Annotated in this window: 24 protein-coding genes; 15 read left to right on the top strand and 9 right to left on the bottom strand. The window is 65.1% G+C overall.

The genetic code is table 11. From position 1 onward, the window contains the following. Nucleotides 1–116 precede the first annotated feature (116 nt). A complete protein-coding gene (locus C6A86_RS15565) occupies nucleotides 117–1109 on the bottom strand; it encodes an Ig-like domain-containing protein (RefSeq protein ID WP_142406889.1) in 993 nt (330 codons plus the stop codon). Nucleotides 1110–1134: 25 nt separating this feature from the next. Here C6A86_RS15565 and C6A86_RS15560 point away from each other — a divergent pair, with 25 nt between their 5' ends. Both C6A86_RS15560 and C6A86_RS15555 read left to right on the top strand, forming a co-directional pair. Next, the gene (locus C6A86_RS15560) at nucleotides 1135–1365 is read left to right on the top strand and encodes a hypothetical protein (RefSeq protein ID WP_142406890.1); all 231 of its coding nucleotides are present in this window, start codon (nucleotides 1135–1137) and stop codon (nucleotides 1363–1365) included. Between the two features lie 48 nt (nucleotides 1366–1413). Next, nucleotides 1414–1722 (top strand): hypothetical protein, encoded by a 309-nt coding sequence (locus tag C6A86_RS15555; RefSeq protein WP_105361871.1) that lies wholly within the window; start codon nucleotides 1414–1416, stop codon nucleotides 1720–1722. 221 nt (nucleotides 1723–1943) lie between these two features. On the opposite strand, the gene C6A86_RS15550 is transcribed toward C6A86_RS15555, so the two are convergent. Together C6A86_RS15550 and C6A86_RS15545 are read right to left on the bottom strand one after the other, a co-directional pair. Continuing rightward, a complete protein-coding gene (locus tag C6A86_RS15550; protein WP_105361872.1) occupies nucleotides 1944–2363 on the bottom strand; it encodes a hypothetical protein in 420 nt (139 codons plus the stop codon). Between the two features lie 69 nt (nucleotides 2364–2432). Further along, entirely contained in the window at nucleotides 2433–3206 is a 774-nt protein-coding gene (locus C6A86_RS15545) for an SDR family NAD(P)-dependent oxidoreductase (RefSeq protein ID WP_233212872.1), read from the bottom strand. 262 nt (nucleotides 3207–3468) lie between these two features. Between C6A86_RS15545 and C6A86_RS15540 the strand changes: the two genes are divergently transcribed. From C6A86_RS15540 to C6A86_RS15505, 8 genes are read left to right on the top strand one after another with little or no spacing between them, the layout of a single operon-like run. Further along, the gene (locus C6A86_RS15540; RefSeq protein WP_311101227.1) at nucleotides 3469–4281 is read left to right on the top strand and encodes an ABC transporter permease; all 813 of its coding nucleotides are present in this window, start codon (nucleotides 3469–3471) and stop codon (nucleotides 4279–4281) included. A 3-nt stretch (nucleotides 4282–4284) separates the two neighbouring features. Beyond that, on the top strand, nucleotides 4285–5133 hold the full coding sequence (locus C6A86_RS15535) for an ABC transporter permease (protein WP_105361479.1): 849 nt from the start codon (nucleotides 4285–4287) through the stop codon (nucleotides 5131–5133). An 18-nt stretch (nucleotides 5134–5151) separates the two neighbouring features. Next, nucleotides 5152–6339, top strand: a complete 1188-nt coding sequence (locus C6A86_RS15530) for an MCE family protein (RefSeq protein WP_105361481.1) — start codon at nucleotides 5152–5154, stop codon at nucleotides 6337–6339. Continuing rightward, nucleotides 6336–7367 carry an MCE family protein gene (locus C6A86_RS15525; RefSeq protein WP_105361480.1) on the top strand — a complete coding sequence of 344 codons (1032 nt, stop codon included), beginning with the start codon at nucleotides 6336–6338 and terminating at the stop codon, nucleotides 7365–7367. Before C6A86_RS15530 ends, C6A86_RS15525 begins: the two co-directional genes overlap by 4 nt. After that, complete coding sequence (locus tag C6A86_RS15520) at nucleotides 7367–8449, top strand: MCE family protein (protein WP_311100743.1); 1083 nt, start codon at nucleotides 7367–7369, stop codon at nucleotides 8447–8449. The genes C6A86_RS15525 and C6A86_RS15520 overlap by 1 nt, the downstream gene beginning before the upstream one ends. Next, nucleotides 8449–9906: an MCE family protein gene (locus tag C6A86_RS15515; RefSeq protein ID WP_105361921.1), complete on the top strand. Its 1458-nt coding sequence runs from the start codon at nucleotides 8449–8451 to the stop codon at nucleotides 9904–9906. Before C6A86_RS15520 ends, C6A86_RS15515 begins: the two co-directional genes overlap by 1 nt. Then, entirely contained in the window at nucleotides 9906–11123 is a 1218-nt protein-coding gene (locus C6A86_RS15510; RefSeq protein WP_105361922.1) for an MCE family protein, read from the top strand. The genes C6A86_RS15515 and C6A86_RS15510 overlap by 1 nt, the downstream gene beginning before the upstream one ends. Continuing rightward, entirely contained in the window at nucleotides 11123–12655 is a 1533-nt protein-coding gene (locus tag C6A86_RS15505) for an MCE family protein (RefSeq protein WP_105361923.1), read from the top strand. Before C6A86_RS15510 ends, C6A86_RS15505 begins: the two co-directional genes overlap by 1 nt. A gap of 10 nt (nucleotides 12656–12665) precedes the next feature. Here the strand turns inward: C6A86_RS15505 and C6A86_RS15500 are convergent, their stop codons facing one another. After that, nucleotides 12666–13178, bottom strand: a complete 513-nt coding sequence (locus C6A86_RS15500; RefSeq protein WP_105361924.1) for a hypothetical protein — start codon at nucleotides 13176–13178, stop codon at nucleotides 12666–12668. A gap of 144 nt (nucleotides 13179–13322) precedes the next feature. Between C6A86_RS15500 and C6A86_RS15495 the strand changes: the two genes are divergently transcribed. The 5 genes from C6A86_RS15495 to C6A86_RS15475 all read left to right on the top strand — a co-directional run bounded on the left by C6A86_RS15495 (nucleotide 13323) and on the right by C6A86_RS15475 (nucleotide 16076). Further along, on the top strand, nucleotides 13323–13700 hold the full coding sequence (locus C6A86_RS15495) for a hypothetical protein (protein ID WP_105361927.1): 378 nt from the start codon (nucleotides 13323–13325) through the stop codon (nucleotides 13698–13700). Then, nucleotides 13693–14100, top strand: a complete 408-nt coding sequence (locus tag C6A86_RS15490) for a hypothetical protein (RefSeq protein ID WP_105361928.1) — start codon at nucleotides 13693–13695, stop codon at nucleotides 14098–14100. Before C6A86_RS15495 ends, C6A86_RS15490 begins: the two co-directional genes overlap by 8 nt. 78 nt (nucleotides 14101–14178) lie before the next feature. After that, nucleotides 14179–14901 (top strand): hypothetical protein, encoded by a 723-nt coding sequence (locus tag C6A86_RS15485; RefSeq protein WP_233212878.1) that lies wholly within the window; start codon nucleotides 14179–14181, stop codon nucleotides 14899–14901. Beyond that, the gene (locus tag C6A86_RS15480; RefSeq protein WP_233212879.1) at nucleotides 14898–15503 is read left to right on the top strand and encodes a hypothetical protein; all 606 of its coding nucleotides are present in this window, start codon (nucleotides 14898–14900) and stop codon (nucleotides 15501–15503) included. Before C6A86_RS15485 ends, C6A86_RS15480 begins: the two co-directional genes overlap by 4 nt. 159 nt (nucleotides 15504–15662) lie before the next feature. Next, nucleotides 15663–16076, top strand: a complete 414-nt coding sequence (locus C6A86_RS15475) for a VOC family protein (protein ID WP_105361925.1) — start codon at nucleotides 15663–15665, stop codon at nucleotides 16074–16076. 44 nt (nucleotides 16077–16120) lie between these two features. On the opposite strand, the gene C6A86_RS15470 is transcribed toward C6A86_RS15475, so the two are convergent. The 5 genes from C6A86_RS15470 to C6A86_RS15450 are packed head-to-tail and all read right to left on the bottom strand — an operon-like array spanning nucleotide 16121 to nucleotide 20438. Continuing rightward, nucleotides 16121–17320 (bottom strand): lipid-transfer protein, encoded by a 1200-nt coding sequence (locus C6A86_RS15470; RefSeq protein ID WP_311100740.1) that lies wholly within the window; start codon nucleotides 17318–17320, stop codon nucleotides 16121–16123. Then, a complete protein-coding gene (locus C6A86_RS15465) occupies nucleotides 17320–17766 on the bottom strand; it encodes an OB-fold domain-containing protein (protein WP_311100739.1) in 447 nt (148 codons plus the stop codon). Before C6A86_RS15465 ends, C6A86_RS15470 begins: the two co-directional genes overlap by 1 nt. Continuing rightward, nucleotides 17763–18374, bottom strand: a complete 612-nt coding sequence (locus C6A86_RS15460; protein WP_105361974.1) for a PaaI family thioesterase — start codon at nucleotides 18372–18374, stop codon at nucleotides 17763–17765. The genes C6A86_RS15465 and C6A86_RS15460 overlap by 4 nt, the downstream gene beginning before the upstream one ends. Next, on the bottom strand, nucleotides 18371–19918 hold the full coding sequence (locus tag C6A86_RS15455; RefSeq protein WP_105361973.1) for an FAD-binding protein: 1548 nt from the start codon (nucleotides 19916–19918) through the stop codon (nucleotides 18371–18373). Before C6A86_RS15455 ends, C6A86_RS15460 begins: the two co-directional genes overlap by 4 nt. After that, nucleotides 19911–20438: a flavin reductase family protein gene (locus tag C6A86_RS15450; RefSeq protein WP_105361972.1), complete on the bottom strand. Its 528-nt coding sequence runs from the start codon at nucleotides 20436–20438 to the stop codon at nucleotides 19911–19913. The genes C6A86_RS15455 and C6A86_RS15450 overlap by 8 nt, the downstream gene beginning before the upstream one ends. Nucleotides 20439–20586 lie beyond the last annotated feature (148 nt).

The following is a 20586-nucleotide window of genomic DNA, read 5'->3' as shown; positions in this document are numbered from 1 at the left end:
CGGGTCGCGGGTCGCCATCGTGTTCGCGCCTGTCTGGACACTGCGGTGTCTGTCGGTCCGGTACGCGAACGCCGTCGCGTACCGAGGCACGCGACGGCGTTCGGCAACAAAACACGTCAAACCGAGGTGCTGATGACGTTCAGGGTGATCGTCTTCACCGGATCGCCGTTGAAAGGCTTGAACAGCTTCAGGACGTTGAACCTGTTATCGGTCGCCACCACCTTGAACGAATCCGCACCGCCCTTTGCGGCTAACTCGGGATCGGGTGTGTAGGTGAAGGCCCCGGTGAGTTCGTCCACGGTGACCGTGCCGTGCGAGGGAGTTCCGACCACGACGTAGCGCACCTCCGGGCGGACCACCGTGCCGGTGAGGACGCCGTTGAGCGAGCCGTCCGGGTTGAAACTGCTCACGCTGGTTACGGTTCCGGTCACGCCTCTGAGGTCGCCGGTCCCGAGTTCGGGCACCAATGTCGCGAACGACTGCTCGCTGGCGCCACCTTCCAGCAGCGTTCCGTCGAACTTGAGGACGACATGACCGGTTCCGAGGCCGTCGATGGTCACCTCACCTGTTTCGGTTCCGCGGTAGAAGGCGACGCTGTAGTCCTCGGGGTTCAGGTAGGCGCAGGTGTTGTCCACCGCCGCCGGAGCATGCCAATTGTCGCCCGGCGCTCCTCCGAGAATGGCCGGGTTGGTGAACGACAGTCCGATCAAACCTGGCTCCGGGGCGCACCCGCAGTCGGTCGGCACCGCTGCGCCGGCATACACGCTGGAGCGAATCTGGACGGTCTTGCCGAGCTCGTCGGGGTCGACCGCGTCGATGTTGCCGGTGATGACGCCCGTGGAGCTCTGCGCGCCGATCTGTACCGATGAAATGACCGGTGACTGGTTGAAAAAGCCCCGCCGCACGAACGCCAGCAAGGCCCACGCGAACGGCGATTGCCCGGAGGGTGTCGGCGACGACCCGATGACGGGGCCCAGGACCGCATTGAAGAATCCGGTCACCACCTTGTTGATGAAGGCCAGCGGCCCGGTTGTCGGGAGTGCCGCGGGCAACGCGAGTTTCTGTGTTGTCGCTACGGCCAGCGCGGCGGGTGCTGCGGACTGGGTCACGGGCAACCCCGACGATGTCTCGACCGTGGCGGTGGCGGTGCTGCTGCTGATCGGTGCCGAAGGGGTAGGAACCGCGGCCAGGTGCCGGCCAGCGCGGCCAGAGGCGGCGGTCACAGTGGCCGTGATCGGCGCCGAGGTCGCCGTCATCGCCGACCGCCGCGATGCGGTGGGCCCCTTCCTGCCGGCGAGCGGTGCGGGCGGCGCGGTGACCGGACCGTCGGCGGACGTCACGGGTGCCACCGTGCCGGGAGCGTGATGCGGATCGATCTGTGCCTCGCTGTCGGTCGGCTCTTCCGTTGCCGCAGTGTCTGTTTCCGGCGAGGTACTCGATGACGGTGAACCCGCCGTGGCCGACCTGGGCTGTGTCTTTGGCGTCGAGGCCGTCATCGGCCGCTTCGGTCCGCTCCGCTGGGTGGGGCCGGACCCCGATGGCGATGTCTCGGTGGTCGCGGACGTCGACGTACCACCTGAGGATGTCGTCGCCGATGCCGCGTCGTCCGCGGCGGCCACACCGTGTCCGGTGGCGACCGCGGTCACGAGCCATGCGGACACCGCGATGCCGCCATATCGGCCGGCCCGAGCGGTGGTCTTGATATTGCGTGACATCCGTTGAGGGGGAGTGCTTCTGGGCGATCTTTTGGCCGACGATTGCGCGGCTGCGGCTGGTTGCATGATCCGGGACCCTTCGGTGAGAGATGTGATCGTCCACACAATGAAGGGTGAAAGCGAGTTATTGCACAAGGTGTTCTGGTGAGTGGACGTCGTTCGCGCAGGCGGAACCTGTTGGTTCACAAGGGTGAATGCTCATTTTGGGGGTACGTCCAGCGTGGTCGGTTACAGCCGTACGAGCGAGAACGGATAGGTGAAGGTGCCGCTGGGTGTGCCACCGCAACCGGCGGCGAAGGACGACGAGAGGGTGCCCTGCAGTGTCACGGCATCCCAGGAATAGATGTCCCGGGTGGGGATGACCGGGCCGTAATAGATGTTGTCGCAACGTAAACCATCGGGAACATCGACCGTCAGCGTGTACCGGCCATCCGCGAGATGGGCTTCTCCGGTGTATTCGAACGCCTTGGCCACCGGCATCGGGATCGCGCTGATGTGCGCGCAGTCAGCTGCAGCCGGGATGCAATGCGAGACTGCCCATGTCCAGGTGTGAAAGTCGTACCGATCCGGGATCAGCATCTGATAGTTGGCGAAGAACGGCTCTGCCTGGCTCATCGGTGCCGCCCCCAGGCCGGTCGTTGTCAGCATGGACAACGCCGCCAGCAGTCTCGTGAACCTCACTTCTGACTCCTTGTCTCGGGCCCGGACCGGGCGCGCCTACATGTGTGATCCACCGTCGATCCGAACCTCGGTGCCGGTGATGAAGTAGGCGTCGTTGCTGCCGAGCATCGCCACTACTCCGGCGACCGCATCCGGCTTGGCGAAGATCGCGCCGTCGGCCAGCGGCAGCATGGGTGCGACCTTGCCGAACAGTCCGAAGTCGGCATCCGCGGGCAGGCCGGGGCCGACGCTCTGCCGCGCCGACCCGGAGCCATCGGTCATTCCGGACGAAATCGAGCCGGGCTGAACGCAATTGAACCGGATTCCGGCCTTCGCGAACTCCATTGCCCAGGCGTGCGTCATGGACAGCACGCCGCCCTTGGATGCCGCGTAGGCCGCCATGTACGGGTGCGCGAAATGAGCGGAGGTGGAGCTGAAGTTGACCACCGACGGGCCGTTGCCATCATGCAGGGCGGCGATGGCTTCCCGGGTGACTAAAAAGGTCCCGACGAGGTTGATGCGGAGCACCTGCTCGAAGTCCGCCAGTGTGGTGTCTGCCAGGTGCGACGAGCGAAGGATGCCGGCCGCGTTGACGAGGGTGTCGAGGCCGCCGAGCGCTGCGACGGCTTCCGCGATGCCGGTACGCACCGACGCCTCGTCGCTGATGTCCATCACGAGAGTGGTGAGGCGTCCGGCGACCTCGCCTGCCTTGGCGGCGGTGTCCGCGAGGCCCTCCGGGCTGATGTCTGCTGCCACCACCTGACCACCCTCGGCCAGGATCCGCAGCACACAGGCTTGTCCGATACCGGAACCGCCGCCGGTGATCAGCACCCGTCGGTCGTCGTAGCGCGGGAGGGTGGGCCCGGAGTGGGCGGATACAGACACAGCGCAGCTCCTCATCAGGTGGTGAACTCTCGTTCTTCTCGACGGGACGCCAGGTTCCCGCCTGACCACCTTGCCGCGGTGTGACGCTTCCCGGTGGATGGGACGCAGTGTGCCGCAGATCATGCCCGGCTGTCACCGTTCTGGGGTCAGCGTGCCGACAGGCCGGTTGTGAGGTTCGGCGAAACCAGTCGTGGAGGTTCTTCGGTACATGGTCAGCAAGGCGCAGGACCGTTGGTCCTCGGGACTGCCGATCTTCCGATCGGGCGGATCGGGACCGATGCGAGCCATCGGCGGTCTGTTGGCCATGTCCGCCGATGCCGTCAAGTTCCTCTTTCAGCGTCCGTTCCAGGGCCGAGAGTTTCTGGAGCAGTCCTGGTTCGTGGCCCGGGTGTCGCTGATGCCGACGATCCTCGTCGCGGTTCCGTTCACCGTGCTGGTCAGCTTCACCTTGAACATCCTGCTGCGTGAACTGGGTGCGGCCGATCTGTCCGGTGCCGGTGCGGCGTTCGGCGCGGTCACCCAGGTCGGCCCGATGGTGACGGTGCTGATCGTGGCCGGTGCCGGTGCGACCGCGATGTGCGCGGACCTCGGGTCCCGGACGGTTCGCGAGGAGATCGACGCGATGGAGGTACTCGGCATCAACCCTGTTCAGCGGTTGGTGACGCCGCGGATGCTCGCTTCCGGACTGGTCGCCCTGCTGCTCAACAGCCTGGTGGTGATCATCGGGATCCTGGGCGGCTATGTGTTCTCCATCTTCATCCAGGGCGTCAATCCCGGCGCCTTCGCGGCCGGCATCACGCTTCTGACGGGTGTGCCCGAGGTGATCATCTCGTGCGTCAAGGCCGGGCTGTTCGGCCTGATCGCCGGGCTGGTGGCCTGCTATCGCGGTCTGATGATCAGCGGTGGCGGAGCGAAAGCGGTCGGCAACGCGGTCAACGAGACGGTGGTCTACGCCTTCATGGCACTGTTCGTGGTCAACGTCCTGGTCACCGCCATCGGCATCCAGATGACATCGGACTAGGCGATGACCCCTACACGAGCGCTTCGCCCGCACTTGGCGCGGGAACTGAACAGGCCGGTCAGCTCTCTCGGGCGGATCGGTGACCACACGATGTTCTATGGCCGTTCGCTGGCCGGTGTGCCCCATGCGGTAATCCACTACCGGCGTGAGGTCATCCGCCTGGTCGCCGAGATCAGCATGGGTGCAGGCACGTTGGCGATGATCGGCGGGACGGTGGTAATCGTCGGGTTCCTCACCCTCGCTGCCGGCGGCACCCTGGCCGTGCAGGGCTACAGCTCGTTGGGCGACATCGGGATCGAAGCGCTGACCGGATTTCTGGCGGCATTCATCAACGTCAGGATATCGGCCCCCGTCGTAGCGGGCATCGGGCTGGCCGCCACCTTCGGCGCCGGTGTCACGGCGCAATTGGGCGCGATGCGGATCAACGAAGAGATCGACGCGCTGGACGCCATGGCGATCCGTCCCGTCGAGTACCTGGTCAGCACCCGCATCATCGCCGGCATGATCGCCATCACGCCGCTCTACTCGATCGCGGTGATCCTGTCGTTCGTGGCCAGCAAGCTGATCACCGTGGGGCTATTCGGCCAGTCCGCGGGCCTGTACAACCACTATTTCTCGACGTTCCTCAACCCGGTGGATCTGTTGTGGTCGTTCCTGCAGGCGATTCTGATGGCGATCGCGGTTCTCCTGGTCCACACCTACTTCGGGTACTTCGCCAGTGGCGGTCCCTCCGGTGTCGGGGTCGCAGTGGGTAATGCGGTGCGCGCCTCCCTCATCGTCGTGATCTCGGTGACGTTGCTGGTGTCGCTGTCGATCTACGGCTCCAACGGCAACTTCAACCTGTCGGGATAGGGCGGAGCGCAGATGGCGATGAGTTCGAATGTCAGACGTCCCCTTGTGGGCCTGGTGACCGTGGGCGCGGGCGTCGCTGTCGTGGCGCTCTCGGTCGGGTTGTTCCGGGGGAGCTTCACCGAGACCGTTCCGGTCACCGTGCTGTCCGAACGTGCGGGCCTGGTGATGAACGCCGATGCCAAGGTCAAACTGAATGGCGCGCAGGTAGGTTCGGTTCAATCGATCGAATCTCTCGACGACGGTCGTGCCGCACTGCACCTGGCCATGGATCCGTCATATATGGAGATCATCCCCGCCAACGTCCGGGTGGACATTGCGTCCACCACGGTCTTCGGCTCGAAGTTCGTGGAATTGGTGTCTCCGCCCAACCCGTCGGCGCAGGCACTGCGGCCCGGACAGGTGCTCGACGCCGGCCACGTCACCGTCGAGATCAACACGGTCTTCGAACAGCTGTCGACGGTGTTGAAGAAGATCGAGCCCACCAAACTCAACGAGACCCTGGGTGCATTGGCCACGGCGATGGACGGCCGAGGCGACCAGATCGGCCAGATGCTGGTGGATTTCGACGAATTCCTCGCAAAGATCGATCCGAGCCTGCCGACCATGGAGCACGAAATCACCATTGCACCCGAGGTCACCGCGGCCTACGCGGATGCGTCGGCTGACCTGATCACGACCGTCGATGCCGCAACACGGATGAGCGAGACACTGGTCGACGAACGACAAAACCTCGACGCCCTGCTGGTGAGCGTCATCGGCCTGGCCGATACCGGCACCGAAGTGGTCGGTGTCAACCGGGAGGCGATCACCGACGTCATGCACCTGCTCGTCCCGACAACCGATTTGACCAACCAGTACAACCCGGCGTTGACCTGCGGGCTCGGCGGTGCGGTGCAGTTGGCCAAAGCCCCGGGCACGCCACTGCCCGGTGGAGTGCTCCTCCAGTCGATCGTCCTCGGGCAGGAGCGCTACCGCTATCCGCAGAACCTGCCCAAGGTGGCGGCCACCGGCGGACCGCAGTGCACCGACCTCCCCAAGGTGCCCTTCCAGAAGAGCCCGCCGTTCGTGATCGCCGATGTCAATGCCAACCCTGCCCAGTACGGCAATGAGGGGATCTTGCTCAACTCCGACGGCCTCAAACAGGCACTGTTCGGCCCGATCGACGGGCCGCCCCGCAACTCCGCCCAGGTGGGGCAGCCCGGATGAGCGCGCTTGCCAGGACGGCGATCAAGTTCGGAGCATTCGCCCTCACGATGGTCGTGCTGACCGCGGGGTTGTTCGCCATCTTCAGTCAGTACCGGTCGGGATCCACCGTGGGCTACTCGGCACTGTTCCGGGATGCATCTAGTCTGAAATCCGGTGACTCGGTCAGGGTTTCCGGTATCCGGGTGGGCACGGTCCAGGATGTGGAACTGCAATCGGACAACACTGTCCTGGTCGCGTTCGACGCCGATGACAACATCCGCCTCACCGAGAACACCAAGGTGGCCGTGCGCTATCTGAACTTGGTCGGGGACCGCTATCTCGAACTCCTCGATCAACCCGGATCGACGAGAATCCGGCCACCCGGATCGCTCTTCGGGGTCGATCAGACCGAGCCTGCGTTGAACCTCGACCTTCTGCTCGGCGGTCTCAAGCCGGTCATCCAGGGACTCAACCCCGACGATGTCAACGCCCTGACCGGTTCGCTGATCCAGATTCTGCAGGGCCAGGGTGGTGACCTGGAGTCGTTGTTCGCTCGGACATCGTCATTCACCAACGCGCTGGCCGACAACGGGCAGACCGTGGAGAGCCTCATCGACAATCTCAACGACACACTGGCCGTGTTGTCCAAGGACGGGGAGCAGTTCTCCGGTGTGGTGGACGGGCTGGAGCGTCTGGTCACGGGTCTCGCACAGGAGCGCGACCCGATCGGCGAGGCCATCACCGCACTGGACAACGGGACAGCCTCGCTGGCCGGCCTGCTCACCGAGGCGCGCCCGCCGTTGTCGGGAACGGTGGACCAGCTCACTCGACTCGCGCCGCTGCTGGCCAATGACACCGACCTGGCCCGTCTTGACCTCGTGCTGCAGAAGACCCCGCAGAATTACCGGAAACTGGTCCGGCTCGGCTCCTATGGGAGCTGGCTCAATCTCTATCTCTGTGGAATCTCGATTCGGGTGTCCGATCTGCAGGGACGTACAGCCCACTTCCCATGGGTCATCCAGAACACCGGAAGGTGCGGGGAACCCTGATGCTCAAATACCGTCAATCATCCCTGGTGCGTTCAGGATTCATCGGACTGGTGCTGATCGTGCTGATCATCGCTGTCGGGTTGCAACCCCAACAGTTGGTGGCGATGGCCACCTCGGTCCGGTACCAGGCCGTCTTTGCCGAAGCGGGCGGACTCACCGCCGGTAACAACGTCAAGATCTCCGGCGTCACGGTGGGCGCCGTGTCCGATGTCGAACTCGACAAGGGTACGGCGCTGGTGACCTTCGCTGTCAACAGCAAGATCCGCCTCGGCACCGACACCATCGCGCAAATCGGAATCGGCACACTTCTCGGCGAGCGGGTCCTGGTGGTCGAACCGCGTGGTAACGACCGCATGCGGGCCCTCGGAGTGATTCCGTTGGCGCGCACGTCGTCCCCTTACTCGTTGACCGAAGCGCTCAATGAGTTCACCGCCAACACCGCCCAGACGGATACTGCGGCCATCAACCAATCGCTGGATGTGTTGTCCGACACAATTGAACGGCTTGCGCCCCAGCTGGGCCCGACGTTCGACGGTGTGAGCCGGCTGTCGAAATCGCTGAACAGCCGCAACGAGTCGTTGAGCGGTCTGCTCTCGGCCGCCGCCGATGTCACCGGAATACTCTCGGAGCGAAGCCAACAGGTGAACAGCCTGCTACTGAACGCCAACGACCTGCTCGGCGTGCTGCAGGATCGTCGGTATGCGATCGTCAATTTGCTCGCCAACACAACAGCGGTAGCTCAGCAGTTGTCCGCCCTGGTGGATGAGAACGAGCAGGAACTCGCGCCCACCCTCGAACAACTCAACCGTGTCTCCGAGGTGCTCGAACGCAATCGGGACAATCTGACCAAATCGCTCAACGGGCTGGCCAAATACCAGCTGACTCAGGGTGAAGCGGTCAACAACGGGTTCTACTACTACGGTTTTGCATCGAACCTGTTGCCCGGACCTGCTGTTCAACCGTTCCTCGACTACGCACTCGGGTTCCGTCGCGGTGTCGACGCGGGGCAGCCGCCGGACAACGCCGGCCCCCGCGCGGAATTCCCGTTCCCCTACAACGGCATCCCCGGAGGTTCGCGATGATGGCTCTCGGTCCGCGGGCCAGAAAGGTGACCGTCCTCGCGATCGTCGCGATCCTGGTGACCGGCCTCGGCTTCGTTGCCTACCGGCAGTTCCTGAGCCCGAAGACGATCACGGCCTACTTCACGTCCGCGACTGCCATCTATCCCGGCGATGAGGTGCGTGTCGTAGGCGTCCGCGTCGGCACCATCGACGAGATCGAACCGCTGGGCACCCGAACCAGGGTCACGTTGAAGGTCGACCGCGATGTGCCGGTGCCGGCCGATGCCAAGGCCATCATCGTGGCTCCCAACCTCGTCTCCGCACGCTATGTGCAGCTGACACCCGCGTACGGCGTGTCACCGGAGTCCAGCGGTGCCACCATGGCAGACGGTGCCGAGATCGGCGAGGACCGCACGGCGATCCCGGTCGAGTGGGACGATATCAAGGAGCAACTGACCCGGCTCGCAGCCGAACTCGGCCCGGCTAGTGGCATATCGGGCACCTCCTTGGGCCGCTTCATCGACAGCACTGCAGATGCCATGGCCGGCAACGGAGACCGGCTGCGCGAGACCATCACCCAGCTGTCAGATGTCGGCAGAGTCCTCGGTGCGGGCAGCGGAGACATCGTCGATGTCATCAAGAACCTCCAGGTGTTCGTCACCGCCTTGCGCGACAGCAACACTCAGATCGTGCAGTTTCAGGATCGTCTCGCCGACGTGACCAGTGTCGTGGACGGCAGTCGAAGCGATCTGGATTCGGCCATCACAGAGCTGTCCATGGCCGTCGGCAAGGTCCAGCGCTTCGTTGCCGGATCACGTGACCAGACCGCAGAGCAGATCGAGCGTCTCGCGAATGTGACGCAGGTGCTCTCCGACAACAGCATGGCGGTCAAGAACATTTTGCACGCGGCACCGAACGCTCTGGTCAACGGCTACAACATCTACAACCCCGATTCCGGCGGCCCTCGTGGATCGTTCGCGATGAACAACTTCTCCAACCCAGTCGCAACGGTCTGCTCGGCGATCGCGGCCGTCGAGAACGTCACCGCCGCCGAGTCCGGAAAGGCCTGCGCGCAGTATCTGGGGCCTGCGCTGCGACTGATGAATTTCAACCATCTGCCGTTGCCGTTCAACGCTTATCTGGGGCCGGCGCCGAAGAATGTGATCTATTCCGATCCGAACCTGGCACCTGGCGGCGCCGGTGCAGCCCCCCTCCCGGCCGAGATAGCGCCTGCCGTATCGGCCTATACCGGTGCGGGCGACATGCCGCCACCGCCAGGCTGGACCGATCCGCCCCAGCCGCCGGGTGCGTATGCCCCGAACGGACTACCTGCCGCCCGCACGCCGGCGCTCTATCCGGGTGCGCCCATCCCGCCCGGTGCGCCCGCGCCGCCGGCCCCTGCTGCGTCCAATCTGACGGAGCTGCTGCTCCCCGCCGAGGCCGGTGCCGCGGCACCATCTCCAGGAGGCACCCCGTGATGGCACCCAAGGCAGCGCGCAGGTCGGCCGCGATCGCCTGTTGCGCGGTGCTGGTGTTGTCCGGGTGCTCGTTCAACGGCATCAACTCGCTGCCGTTGCCTGGCACGGTGGGGACCGCGTCGGACGCGACGACCTACCGGGTCCAGATCGCCAATGTGGCTACCCTCGAATCCAATTCGCCCGTCATGGTCGACGATGTCGTCATCGGAACGGTCCGCAGGATGACGGTGGACAACTGGAGCGCCGACGTCGAGATCTCTGTCAAGCCCGGCGCGTCGGTCCCGGCGAATGCCGTCGCCACCGTGGGCCAGACCAGTCTGCTCGGGTCCATGCATCTGGCGCTCGATCCGCCGTTGGGCGAGGAGCCGGCGGGCCGGCTGGAACCGGGCGCCACGATTCCCCTCAACAGGGCGTCGACCTACCCCTCGACCGAAGAGACGCTGTCCTCCCTCTCGGTGGTGGCCAATGGTGGTGGACTTACTCAGATCGGTGACATCGTCAGAAGTTTCAACGCTGCACTCGACGGCCGTCAGGTCCAGATCCGCGACCTGCTCACCCGGATGAACACGGTGATCGGTCTGCTGGACAGGCAGCAGGACAACATCATCGAGACCATCTCGGCGCTGAACCGACTCGCCGGGACGTTTGCCGGTCAACGCGGTGTGCTCACCAGCGCACTGAACCGTATCCCGGCGGCACTGGATGTACTCAACGAGCAGCGACCCCGAATCACCAGTGCATTGACGAAACTGGGCACCTTCAGCGATACCGCGTCACAACTCATCAACGAGTCGCAGGCCGATATCGTGCGCAATCTCCAGAACCTCGAACCGACGGTGCGCGCGCTGGCCGATGTGGGCCCCGACCTGGCGACGGCACTGACCTACCTGCCGACCTACCCCTACACGCAGGAATTCATCGATCGAGGCATCCGCGGCGACTACATGAATCAATTCATCGTGTTCGATTTCACGATTCCGCGACTGAAAAAGGGAATGCTCCTCGGCACCAGGTGGGGAGACCCTGATGCGTCGTTGGTTCCGGCCCCCGGCGATCCCTGGTATTCGACCTATACCCGCGATCCGCTGACGGCGCCCTTCACACCGATTCCGAACGAGGTGGCCGCCATTCCGCCGCTCATCGACGCCCCGCCAACAGATCCGGTTCAGTCCGCGCCGGTCGACCATGCCATGGCGCCGGCCGAAGGAGGCAACTGATGTTGACGCGTTTTGTCCGCAACCAGCTGATCATCTTCACGATCGCCTCGGTGATCGGTGTCGGCACAATGATTTTCGTCTACCTGCAGGTTCCCATGCTGCTCGGCCTCGGCCGGATCGAGATCACGCTGCAGGTTCCCGCGACGGGCGGCCTCTACCAGTTCTCGAACGTGACCTATCGGGGTGTCGAGGTCGGAAAGGTCACCGCGATCAGGCCGACTCGCGGCGGCGCCGAGGTGACGATGTCGCTGCAGCGATCACCGAAGATCCCCGCCGATCTTGCGGCCAATGTCCGCAGTGTGTCGGCGGTCGGCGAGCAGTATGTGGACCTGGTGCCACGCACCGAAGACGGGCCCTACCTGGAAGACGGCTCGGTCATCACCGCGGAGAATGCATCGCTGCCCCAAGCCGTCGGGCCCATGCTCGATCAGATGAGTGCGTTGGTCGACAGCATCCCGACGGGAAAGCTCGGCGATCTGCTCGATGAATCATTCAGCGCGCTCAACGGAACCGGCGATGATCTCGGCGCCCTGTTCGATGCCTCCGGCCAACTGGCGGCCGGGCTCAACGGTGCGGCGGACAACGCCCGCGACCTGGTCGAGGACGGCCGCCCGCTGTTGGACGGCCAGGCCGAGAAAGTCGATTCGATCCGGTTGTGGGCAAGGAGCCTGGCCGGGATCACCGGACAGATCGCAGACCGGGATCAGGATGTACGCACGATCCTGCACACCGGGGCGGGTGCCGCCAATGAGGCTTCGCGGCTGCTCAACCAGATCAAGCCGACGCTGCCGGTGCTGCTCGCCAATCTCACCACCGTCGGTCAGATCGGCCTCACCTACCATCCCTCGATCGAGCAACTCCTCGTGCTGCTGCCGCCGTATCTGGCAGCCACCCAGTCCTATGGGTCATCCCTGCAGAATCCGACCGGAATGGCACTGTCGGAGTTCACCTTGACCCTCGGCGATCCTCCGGCCTGTTCGGTGGGTTTCCTGCCACCTTCGTCCTGGCGGTCACCGTCGGACCTGACTGATGTGGACACTCCGGAGGGGCTGTACTGCAAGCTTCCGCAGGATTCTCCGATCGGCGTGCGCGGGGCGCGGAACTTCCCGTGCATGGCCAAGCCTGGAAAGCGCGCGCCGACCGTCGAGATCTGTGAGAGTGACCGACCCTACGAGCCGCTGGCGATGCGCCAGCACGCCACCGGCCCGTACCCGATCGACCCCAACCTCATCGCCCAGGGTGTGCCGATCGATGATCGGATCACCTTCGAGGACCAGATCCACGGTCCGATGGAGGGCACCCCCATGCCGCCACCGGATGCAGCCGAAGTCGTGACACCGCCTGCTGAGGGAGGTGCCGTGCCGGCGGTTCCCAGTGGCGCGCACTCCTCGACAGAGGGGGGACCCGCGGTGGCCTTCGCGACCTACAACCCTGCGACCGGACAATATGCGGCCCCGGATGGCAAGGTCTACACCCAGCCAAATCTGGTGCAACCGGCCCCGCAGAGCTGGGAAGAGCTGATGCCCAGGTGATTTGCCCGGCTCAGTTGATCTTGACCAGCTTGAACGGCATGTTGATGTACACCGGTTTGTTCACCCCGCACGCTCCACTGGGGCCGGTGGTGACATCCTCGCCGACCAGAGTGTTCGAGTTCGGATCGACGGTGGCGCCTTCCGGCGTCATCGGCTTGAACCGGAAAACCTGGAGCCCGGGTGCCGCGCTGCCGTCGGGGCAGGGGATCCACCCCTCGACCGTGTGCTTGACGTACCAGACCCCGCTCTTCTGATAGATCGGCGCGGTCCAGCCGAAATCGCTGACGACGGTGCCCGTGCATTCTCCGGGGTAGCTGCACTGTGCCTCGACCGTCCAGGTGCTGCGCAGGCTCGCCTGGTCGTAGAAGACCTCGTTCTTGCGTGCCCATTCGCCATTCGACGTGGCGGTGTAGGTGCCGTTGAGACCCCAGTCCGAGGTGTCCGCCCCGGCTGATGTGCTCGTCGCGAGGCCGGTCAGGGCCACGGCGGCCGTGAAGGTCACGATTACGGGTACACGCGGCATCGCCTGCTCCTCGAACTGGGTCCGCTGCCGGGAAACATGCAGCGTGCAAAGTAAACACCTGACGGCATGGCGCCGCCGATAACGTGTCCGCTCAGTGGGTCATGGCCGTCACCGCACGTGAGCGGGGTGACAGAGTCCCGAAGCGTGAAGCTTCGTGCGGTTCTCGCGACGGCCGCTGTGGCCGGGGCGTTGTTGAGTTCAGCTCCCGCACAGGCCGACCCGCCCTTGTGTGACGGACCGGCGTGTACGCCGGGCATCGCTGCAGGAGTCGTCCTGGGGGCGTACTGCCCCGACACCGCGTACTACGTGTTCGGCACGACATCCTGGGGGCGGATGGTCTTCTGCGGCTCGCCACGTCGATACGAGCCCCGGTACTTCCGATCGCCGTCGATGGCCGGCGTGAAGGAGCTCGATACCAGTTGCGCGGGCTACGAGAACTGGGTCGCGCAGGCGCCCGACGGACTCTTCCTCAGCTGTCAATCCAAGGATGGCGGACCTCTGTGGAGTCGTGGCGATGCCTAGACTCGTGCTGTCAGCGCTGTGTGTCGGCGCCGCAGCGTTCACGACCCCCGTTGCGGCGCAGGCGGAGCCGCCACCGACTCGCCACATCACCTACACCGTGACCACAGAGACTCCGGTGTCGGCCGACATCTACTACCGCGAAGCAGATCCGCCGACCTGGGCGGACTACAGCCACAATCCGTACATCTTCAGTCCGAAGGTCAGCGTCGAGCTCGGTCCCGGCCGGCCGTGGGTTCTGCACACGAGCTTGGTGGACCCGGACAGGTGGGCGATGGTCTCTGCCAGTAGTGGACGGACGCCGGGTGATCCGATATTCCATTGCGAACTGGCGGTTGACGGTGTCGTGGTCGCGAAGGCACACGGGCCGAAAGGCGCGCTCTGCGCGATCCGGCACTGGTGACCGATCGGCCGATGTGACGCCGCCCACTGGGTGGGAAGCGCTCCTGGCGGGACCGGCTGTTCGCCATACCGTGCCGGTATGTCGAGAACCGAGACGTTGCCCGATTGCGGGGCTGAGGGCGCAGCGCGCGGCGGTGAGCACGACCTTGCCGACCTGACCGCGCAGGAGTTGTCAGAGCTGGCGCACCAGGCCGAGACCGATGCCACCGAAGCCGAGAATCTGGCGGCTGCGGCCAGGGCCCGCGCCCAAAGACTGCGACAGGGGCAATCCGGGGTCGCCGGTGCCGTGCCGCGCCGGCTCGTGTCGAGACGTCTGCGGCTGGGTCGACGGCGAATCGTGGCGCTGGCTGCGTTGCTGTGTGCGGCCGCGTTGCTGGCAGTCAGCGGGTATATGGTCAAGACACAGCAGGACATCCAGGCCGACCAGCGCAACAGGGCCGAATTCGTCGCTGCGGCAAAGCAGGTCGTGGTGACCCTGATGTCCATCGACTTCAATGATCCGCAGGAGAGCGTGCAGCAGATCGTCGACAATTCGACCGATCCTTTCCGTGCGGAGTTTCAGGGCGCGGCAGACGATTTCATCAAGGTCGCCAAGGACGCCAAGGTGACCACCAAGGCGGCCGCGAACGCCGCCGCCGTTGCGTCGGTCACCGCAGACTCCGCGGTGGTGTTGGTTTCCGCGTCGTCGACGGTCACCAACGAGGCGGGTGTCAACGAGGAGCCGCGGCATTGGCGTCTCACCGTCGATCTGAAACGCGAAGGAGACCAGATCAAGATGGCGAAAGTGGAGTTCGTTCCGTGAGCCTGCATGAACCGTCGACGGGTTCGCCGGTCGAGAATGAGAAGCCCGAGCTGGAAATGGCCGAGCAGACCTCTGAATCGGGCTCAGCGGCCGTCGGCGGCGCACGGTGGTCGAAGGTGGCCGTGCGGTGGAAGGGCATCGCGCTCACCGTGCTCGTGCTGGCCACGGCGGCGTTGGCGTCGGTACTGTACGTCACCGAGTACCGACCCAGTCAGCAGACGGACCCAGCGGCGCAGCAGACGGTGATCGACGCAGCATCGACGGCCACGGTGGTGTTGCTGTCGTATGCGCCCGAGACACTTGACCGCGATTTGGATCGCGCTCGGACATTGATGTTCGGCGACTTCCTGACGTACTACGGGAAGTTTTCCAGCGAGGTTGTCGCCCCAGCCGTGCGGGACAAGGGAATCAAGGCCAGCGCCCAGGTGGTGAACGCCGCACTGATGGAGATGTCGACCGATACCGCGAAGGTGTTGCTCTTCCTCAACCAGGAGACCATGAGCCGGGACAGGCCGGAGCCGGCACTCACCGCCAGCAGTGTGGTGGTGACCTTGGACAAGGTCGACGGACACTGGCTCATCGCGGCCCTGGACCCTGTCTGACGGTGGCCAGGAAGCTGTCACTGCCGCTCAATTCCAGTTCGACCTTGCACGAGTTCAGCGGTTTCCACCCACCGACCGCGATGGTCGCGCTTCACTGATCTGACAAAGGGCGAAGCGTTGTCCGACAGGACGGCCGGCCCGATCAGCGAGGAGTAGCGAATGGCCATCGATCTCTTGTCCGAGAACGTCGAGATCGGTGTCGTGACCACGAATATGGGCCCCATGGTGGAGTTCTACGAGAACTTCCTGGGTCTCCCGCCGCAGGGGGAACTGGCGTTCTCGCATGGCATTCAACGACGGTATGCGCTGGGTCAGGGCGTCTTGAAGCTGGTGGCCTACGACGAGGCGCCCGCTGAGCGTGCCGTCGCAGGTGGTGGCCGGGCGCAGGAGGGCATTCGCTACTTCACCCTGTTCGTCAAGGACATCGCCGCCGTCGCCGTCCTTATCGAGGAATCGCCGTATGAACTCGTCGAACCGCTGACCGAATTCGCTCCCGTGCCGGGGTGGTCCTGGTTGTTCGTGGCAGATCCCGACGGCAATTGGATCGAACTGGTTGGGCCACAGGAGCCGTAGCCCGGCTGGTGGACCTGCCGAGCGAGGGCGCCTGTGGCAGAACGCTATCGGGCGACGATGACTGAGGAGCCGTGGCCGAAGAGGCCTTGGTTGGCGGTGACGCCGACGGTGGCGTTTTCGACTTGGCGGCCGGTGGCTTGGCCTTTGAGTTGCCAGGACAGTTCGCAGACTTGGGCGATGGCTTGGGCGGGGATGGCTTCGCCGAAGGAGGCCAGTCCGCCGGAGGCGTTGACCGGGATGCGGCCGCCGATGGTGGTGGCCCCGGAGCGCAGCAGCTGTTCGGCCTCGCCTTTGGCGCACAGGCCCAGGTGCTCATACCAGTCGAGTTCCAGGGCGGTGGACAGGTCGTAGACCTCGGCCAGGGACAGGTCTTGGGGGCCGATGCCGGCTTCGGCGTAGGCGGCATCGAGGATCTGGTCTTTGAACACGCGTTCGGGGCCGGGCACCACGGCGGTGGAGTCGGTGGCGATATCGGGCAGTTCGGGCAGATGCTGGGGGTACTGCGGTGATTGCAGACTCACCGCCCGCACCGAGGGGACCCCGGCGACGCTGCCGAGGTGCTTTTCGGCGAAGGCTTTGGAGGCGACGATGAGGGCGGCGGCGCCGTCGGAGGTGGCGCAGATGTCGAGCAGGCGTAGTGGGTCGGAGACCACGGGGGAGGCCAGGACGTCTTCGACGGTGGCTTCTTTGCGGTAGCGGGCGTTGGGGTTGTTGAGGCCGTGGCGGGCGTTTTTGACTTTGACGTGGGCGAAGTCGTCGACGGTGGCGCCGTAGAGGTCCATGCGTCGGCGGGCCAGGAGGGCGAAGTAGACGGTGTTGGTGGCGCCGATGAGGTGGAAGCGTTGCCAGTCGGGGTCGTTTTTGCGTTCTCCGCCGACGGGGGCGAAGAAGCCTTTGGGGGTGGTGTCGGCGCCGATGACGAGGGCGACGTCGCAGAATCCGGCCAGGATTTGGGCGCGTGCTGATTGCAGGGCTTGGGAGCCGGAGGCGCAGGCGGCGTAGCTGGAGGTGACGGGTACGCCGTTCCAGCCGAGTTTTTGGGCGAAGGTGGCTCCGGCGACGAAGCCGGGGTAGCCGTTGCGGATGGTGTCGGCGCCGGCGACGAGTTGGATTTGGCGCCAGTCCAGTCCGGCTTCGGCCAGGGCGGCGCGGGCGGCGACGACGCCGTATTCGGTGAAGTCGCGGCCCCATTTGCCCCAGGGGTGCATGCCCGCGCCGAGAATGTAAACGGGTTCCGGCGACATCAGGGGATCCTCCAGGCGTGGGTGGTGCGGATGACGCCGGCGTCGTCGGTGTAGAGGGCCATGGTGGTCAGTTCCATTTCCATGCCGACGGTCAGGTCGGCGGCCAGGGTGCCTTCGACGACTTTGCCGAGCACGATGAGGCCCTCGTCGGCCAGTTGCACGGCGGCGACGGCGAAGGGTTCGAAGGGCTCTGGTGAGGGGTAGGGCGGGGGTGGGGCGTAGCGGTTTTCGGTGTAGCTCCACACGGTGCCGCGTCGTGAGAGGGGGACCAACGCGAGGGTGTCGCTGTCACAGGCCGGGTTGGGGCAGTTGGTTTCCCGGGGCGGGAAGACATAGGTGGCACACGCGGTGCACTTGCCGCCGATCAGATGGGTGTCGCCGTCGTCATCGGTGGCGAACCACCCCTCGAACCCGGGCTCTGTGGGTGGTGGTGTCTCAACGGTCATGACTTCCCTCTCGGTCTGATGAATATGCCTTCGGCCTGGACTGTCACAACCCCGTCGGGGTCGGTGATCTGGCCGACGGCAATGGTTTTCGATTCGCTTTCACTCTCTACCCACGCATTCACCCGAAGATCGCCGAGTCGGGTGGGCGCCACGTAGCGCAATGTCAGTGTCCCGGTGAACGCAGGCTTGCCTGGACGGTGCGCGGTAGCGCCGAGTATGTGGTCCAAGAGCAGCGCGCATACTCCGCCATGCACGTGGCCGGGCGGTCCCTCATAGGGCGCCCCCAGTGTCACATCGGCTGCGGCACTGCCGTCCTCCCCATGTACCACCTGCAACGGGGGAGCTATTGCGTTTCGCATACCGATCGCCACATTCCCCCAGGTGAGGATGCCGCCATCGGTGGTGGTGCGCACACCGAACGGTTCGGAATCGACCTGTGAGCCCAAAAGGTGCGCTGCCTGTTCGATCAAGTCGTGCGCCTGTCTGACATTCTCGTCATCGGCCTCGCTGCGGATGACGAGGTCGATGAGGTTGCGCACGGATTGCGTGAGCGGGGAATACAGGCTTTCGAGGTGGCGAGCTTCGTCGGCATCGACCGGCTGGTTCACCGGACGGCTTCCCTGGCAGCCATGTCCAGCGCCGCGAGGTGGCTGAACAGCATCGAGGCCCCGATGGGGTTGCCGCCACCGGGATACGTGGTGCCCGAGACCGCTGCCATGGTGTTACCCGCGGCGTACAGCCCGGCGATCGGTGCACCGTCGGGGCTCAACACCCGAGCGTGGGTGTCTGTGCGAAGTCCGCCCTTGGTCCCCAGATCCGAAAGGCCGAAGGCAGCAGCGTGATACGGCGGGGTATCGATGGGAACCAGCGGTGACTGGCCGTCGGTGAACACCCGGTCGTAGGCCTCGTCGCCGCGGCCGAAGTCCTCGTCGACACCTGATGCAGCGAATCTGTTGAACCGTTCGACGGTAGCTTCCAATTCTGCTGCCGGCGCCCCGATTTCGCCCGCCAGCTCGGCGATGGTGTTCGCGGTGTGCCAGAGACCGGCGTTGCGGTACTGCCCCGAATCGACCATGGACACGTTTGTGGCGTTGACCGGTGGGACGTCACCGGCCCGGTTGTCATACACCATCCAGAACGGCAATGTGGAGCTGCCCTCGTCGATCTGGCGGATCACATCACGGCCCAAACGGTCGTAGGGTGCCGATTCGTTGACGAATCGGCGGCCGTCCTGATTGATGAAGATGCCGCCGGTGAACCAGAGCGCGAATGCGGATCGGCCGTCGGGGTGTGTCATCCCCGGGGACCACCACGCCTGGTCCATCAGGTCGAAGTCGGCTCCCGCGGCGATGGCCGCGCGGTGGGCTCTCCCGGTGTTGCCCGGTGCGCCCATCGTGTCGTGAGCATCACCGGGCACGCCGTATTCGGTGCGCATGGCGGCGTTCTGCTCGAAACCGCCGCTGGCCAGCAGGACACCGCGGCGTGCCTGTACGCGCACCGTGGCACCGTCGTGATCGACCACCGCGCCGATGACGTTTCCGTCCGCCATGATCAGCTCCAGCAGCGGGGTGTTGCGCCAGCATGTGACGGTGGGCAACTTGTCGAGCGCGGCGAGGAATCTGCCGATCAAGGCGCGACCACCGACGAGCAGATCGGGAGCCGGTGTGCCAAGCCGTTCGGTGTCCAGGGGCCCGCGCACTGTTCCCGCGTAGCGGCCGAGGTCGGCGTCCGGCAGCGGAAGCGGGACGATATGGCGGTTTCCGTCGTGACGAGCGCCGGGTGCCGAACCGTAGTAATCCGGCCAGGGGAACGCGGTGAACGCGAACCCGGCATCCCGCTCCAGGTATTCGATGAACGAAGAACCACCCCGAACATAGGTGTCCTGTAGCGCGCGGGGCGTTCGGTCACCCACGACCGAGTGGAAGTAGCTGAGCGCCGCCTCCATCGTGTCGTCGCTTCCCGCCCGTGTCAGCACGGGGTTGCACGGGTACCACATGCCTCCGCCGCCCGAATACGCCGTGGTTCCGCCGAACTTGTCGGTGGCTTCGACGACAAGCACCGAAAGTCCCTCCCGGCCGGCGGTGTATGCGCCGGCCAGACCGCCGCCGGTTCCGGCGACCACCACGTCAAATGCGGCGTCCACGTCAGGCATGAGCTGCTCCGTCGAACCCGCCGTAGGCGCCGCGGTAGAACAGCAGGGGTTCGCGATCGGGAGCTGCCCGCAGTCCCGTCACCCGGGCGACGACGATCGAATGGTCTCCTGCGGTGTGCTCGAACTCGATATCCGCCTCGACCGAGGCCAGGGTCCCCTCCAAGGTGGGGGCGCCGTTGGCGCCCGGACGCCAGTCGACGCCGGCGAACCTGTCTTCGACGCGGGCCGCAAACCGCGCACACATGTCCTTCTGGCCGGCGGCAAGGACGTTGACGCACACGGTCCCGACGTCGCGGATCAGCGGCCAACTGGTCGACGAACTCGAGGGGCAGAACGAGATGTAGGGCGGGTCGAGCGAGACCGAGGTGACCGATTGACAGGTGAAGCCGATCGGTCGGATACCGTCATGCGCGCTGATCACCGCTATGCCGGTGCAGAAGTGGCCCAGCACGCGGCGCATCTCGGACGACTGCGGCGTGATCGCGCCACCGCGACGGGACGCGGTCAACTCCTCGGTCATACGGCTCCTCTGCATTCGTGGTCGACCAGACTTCCGCTACTGTCCACTTCCCGTGCCGACCGAGGCAACGCGTTCTCCCGGTGAGCGGTGCTTGCACCGCTGCCGGTAGTTCGCATTGTTAACCTTGGCGGGTGACAGACGATGTCGG

The organism is Mycobacterium sp. ITM-2016-00316 (assembly GCF_002968335.2).
Lineage (GTDB): Bacteria > Actinomycetota > Actinomycetes > Mycobacteriales > Mycobacteriaceae > Mycobacterium.
This window is presented reverse-complemented; position numbering and strand designations above follow the sequence as displayed.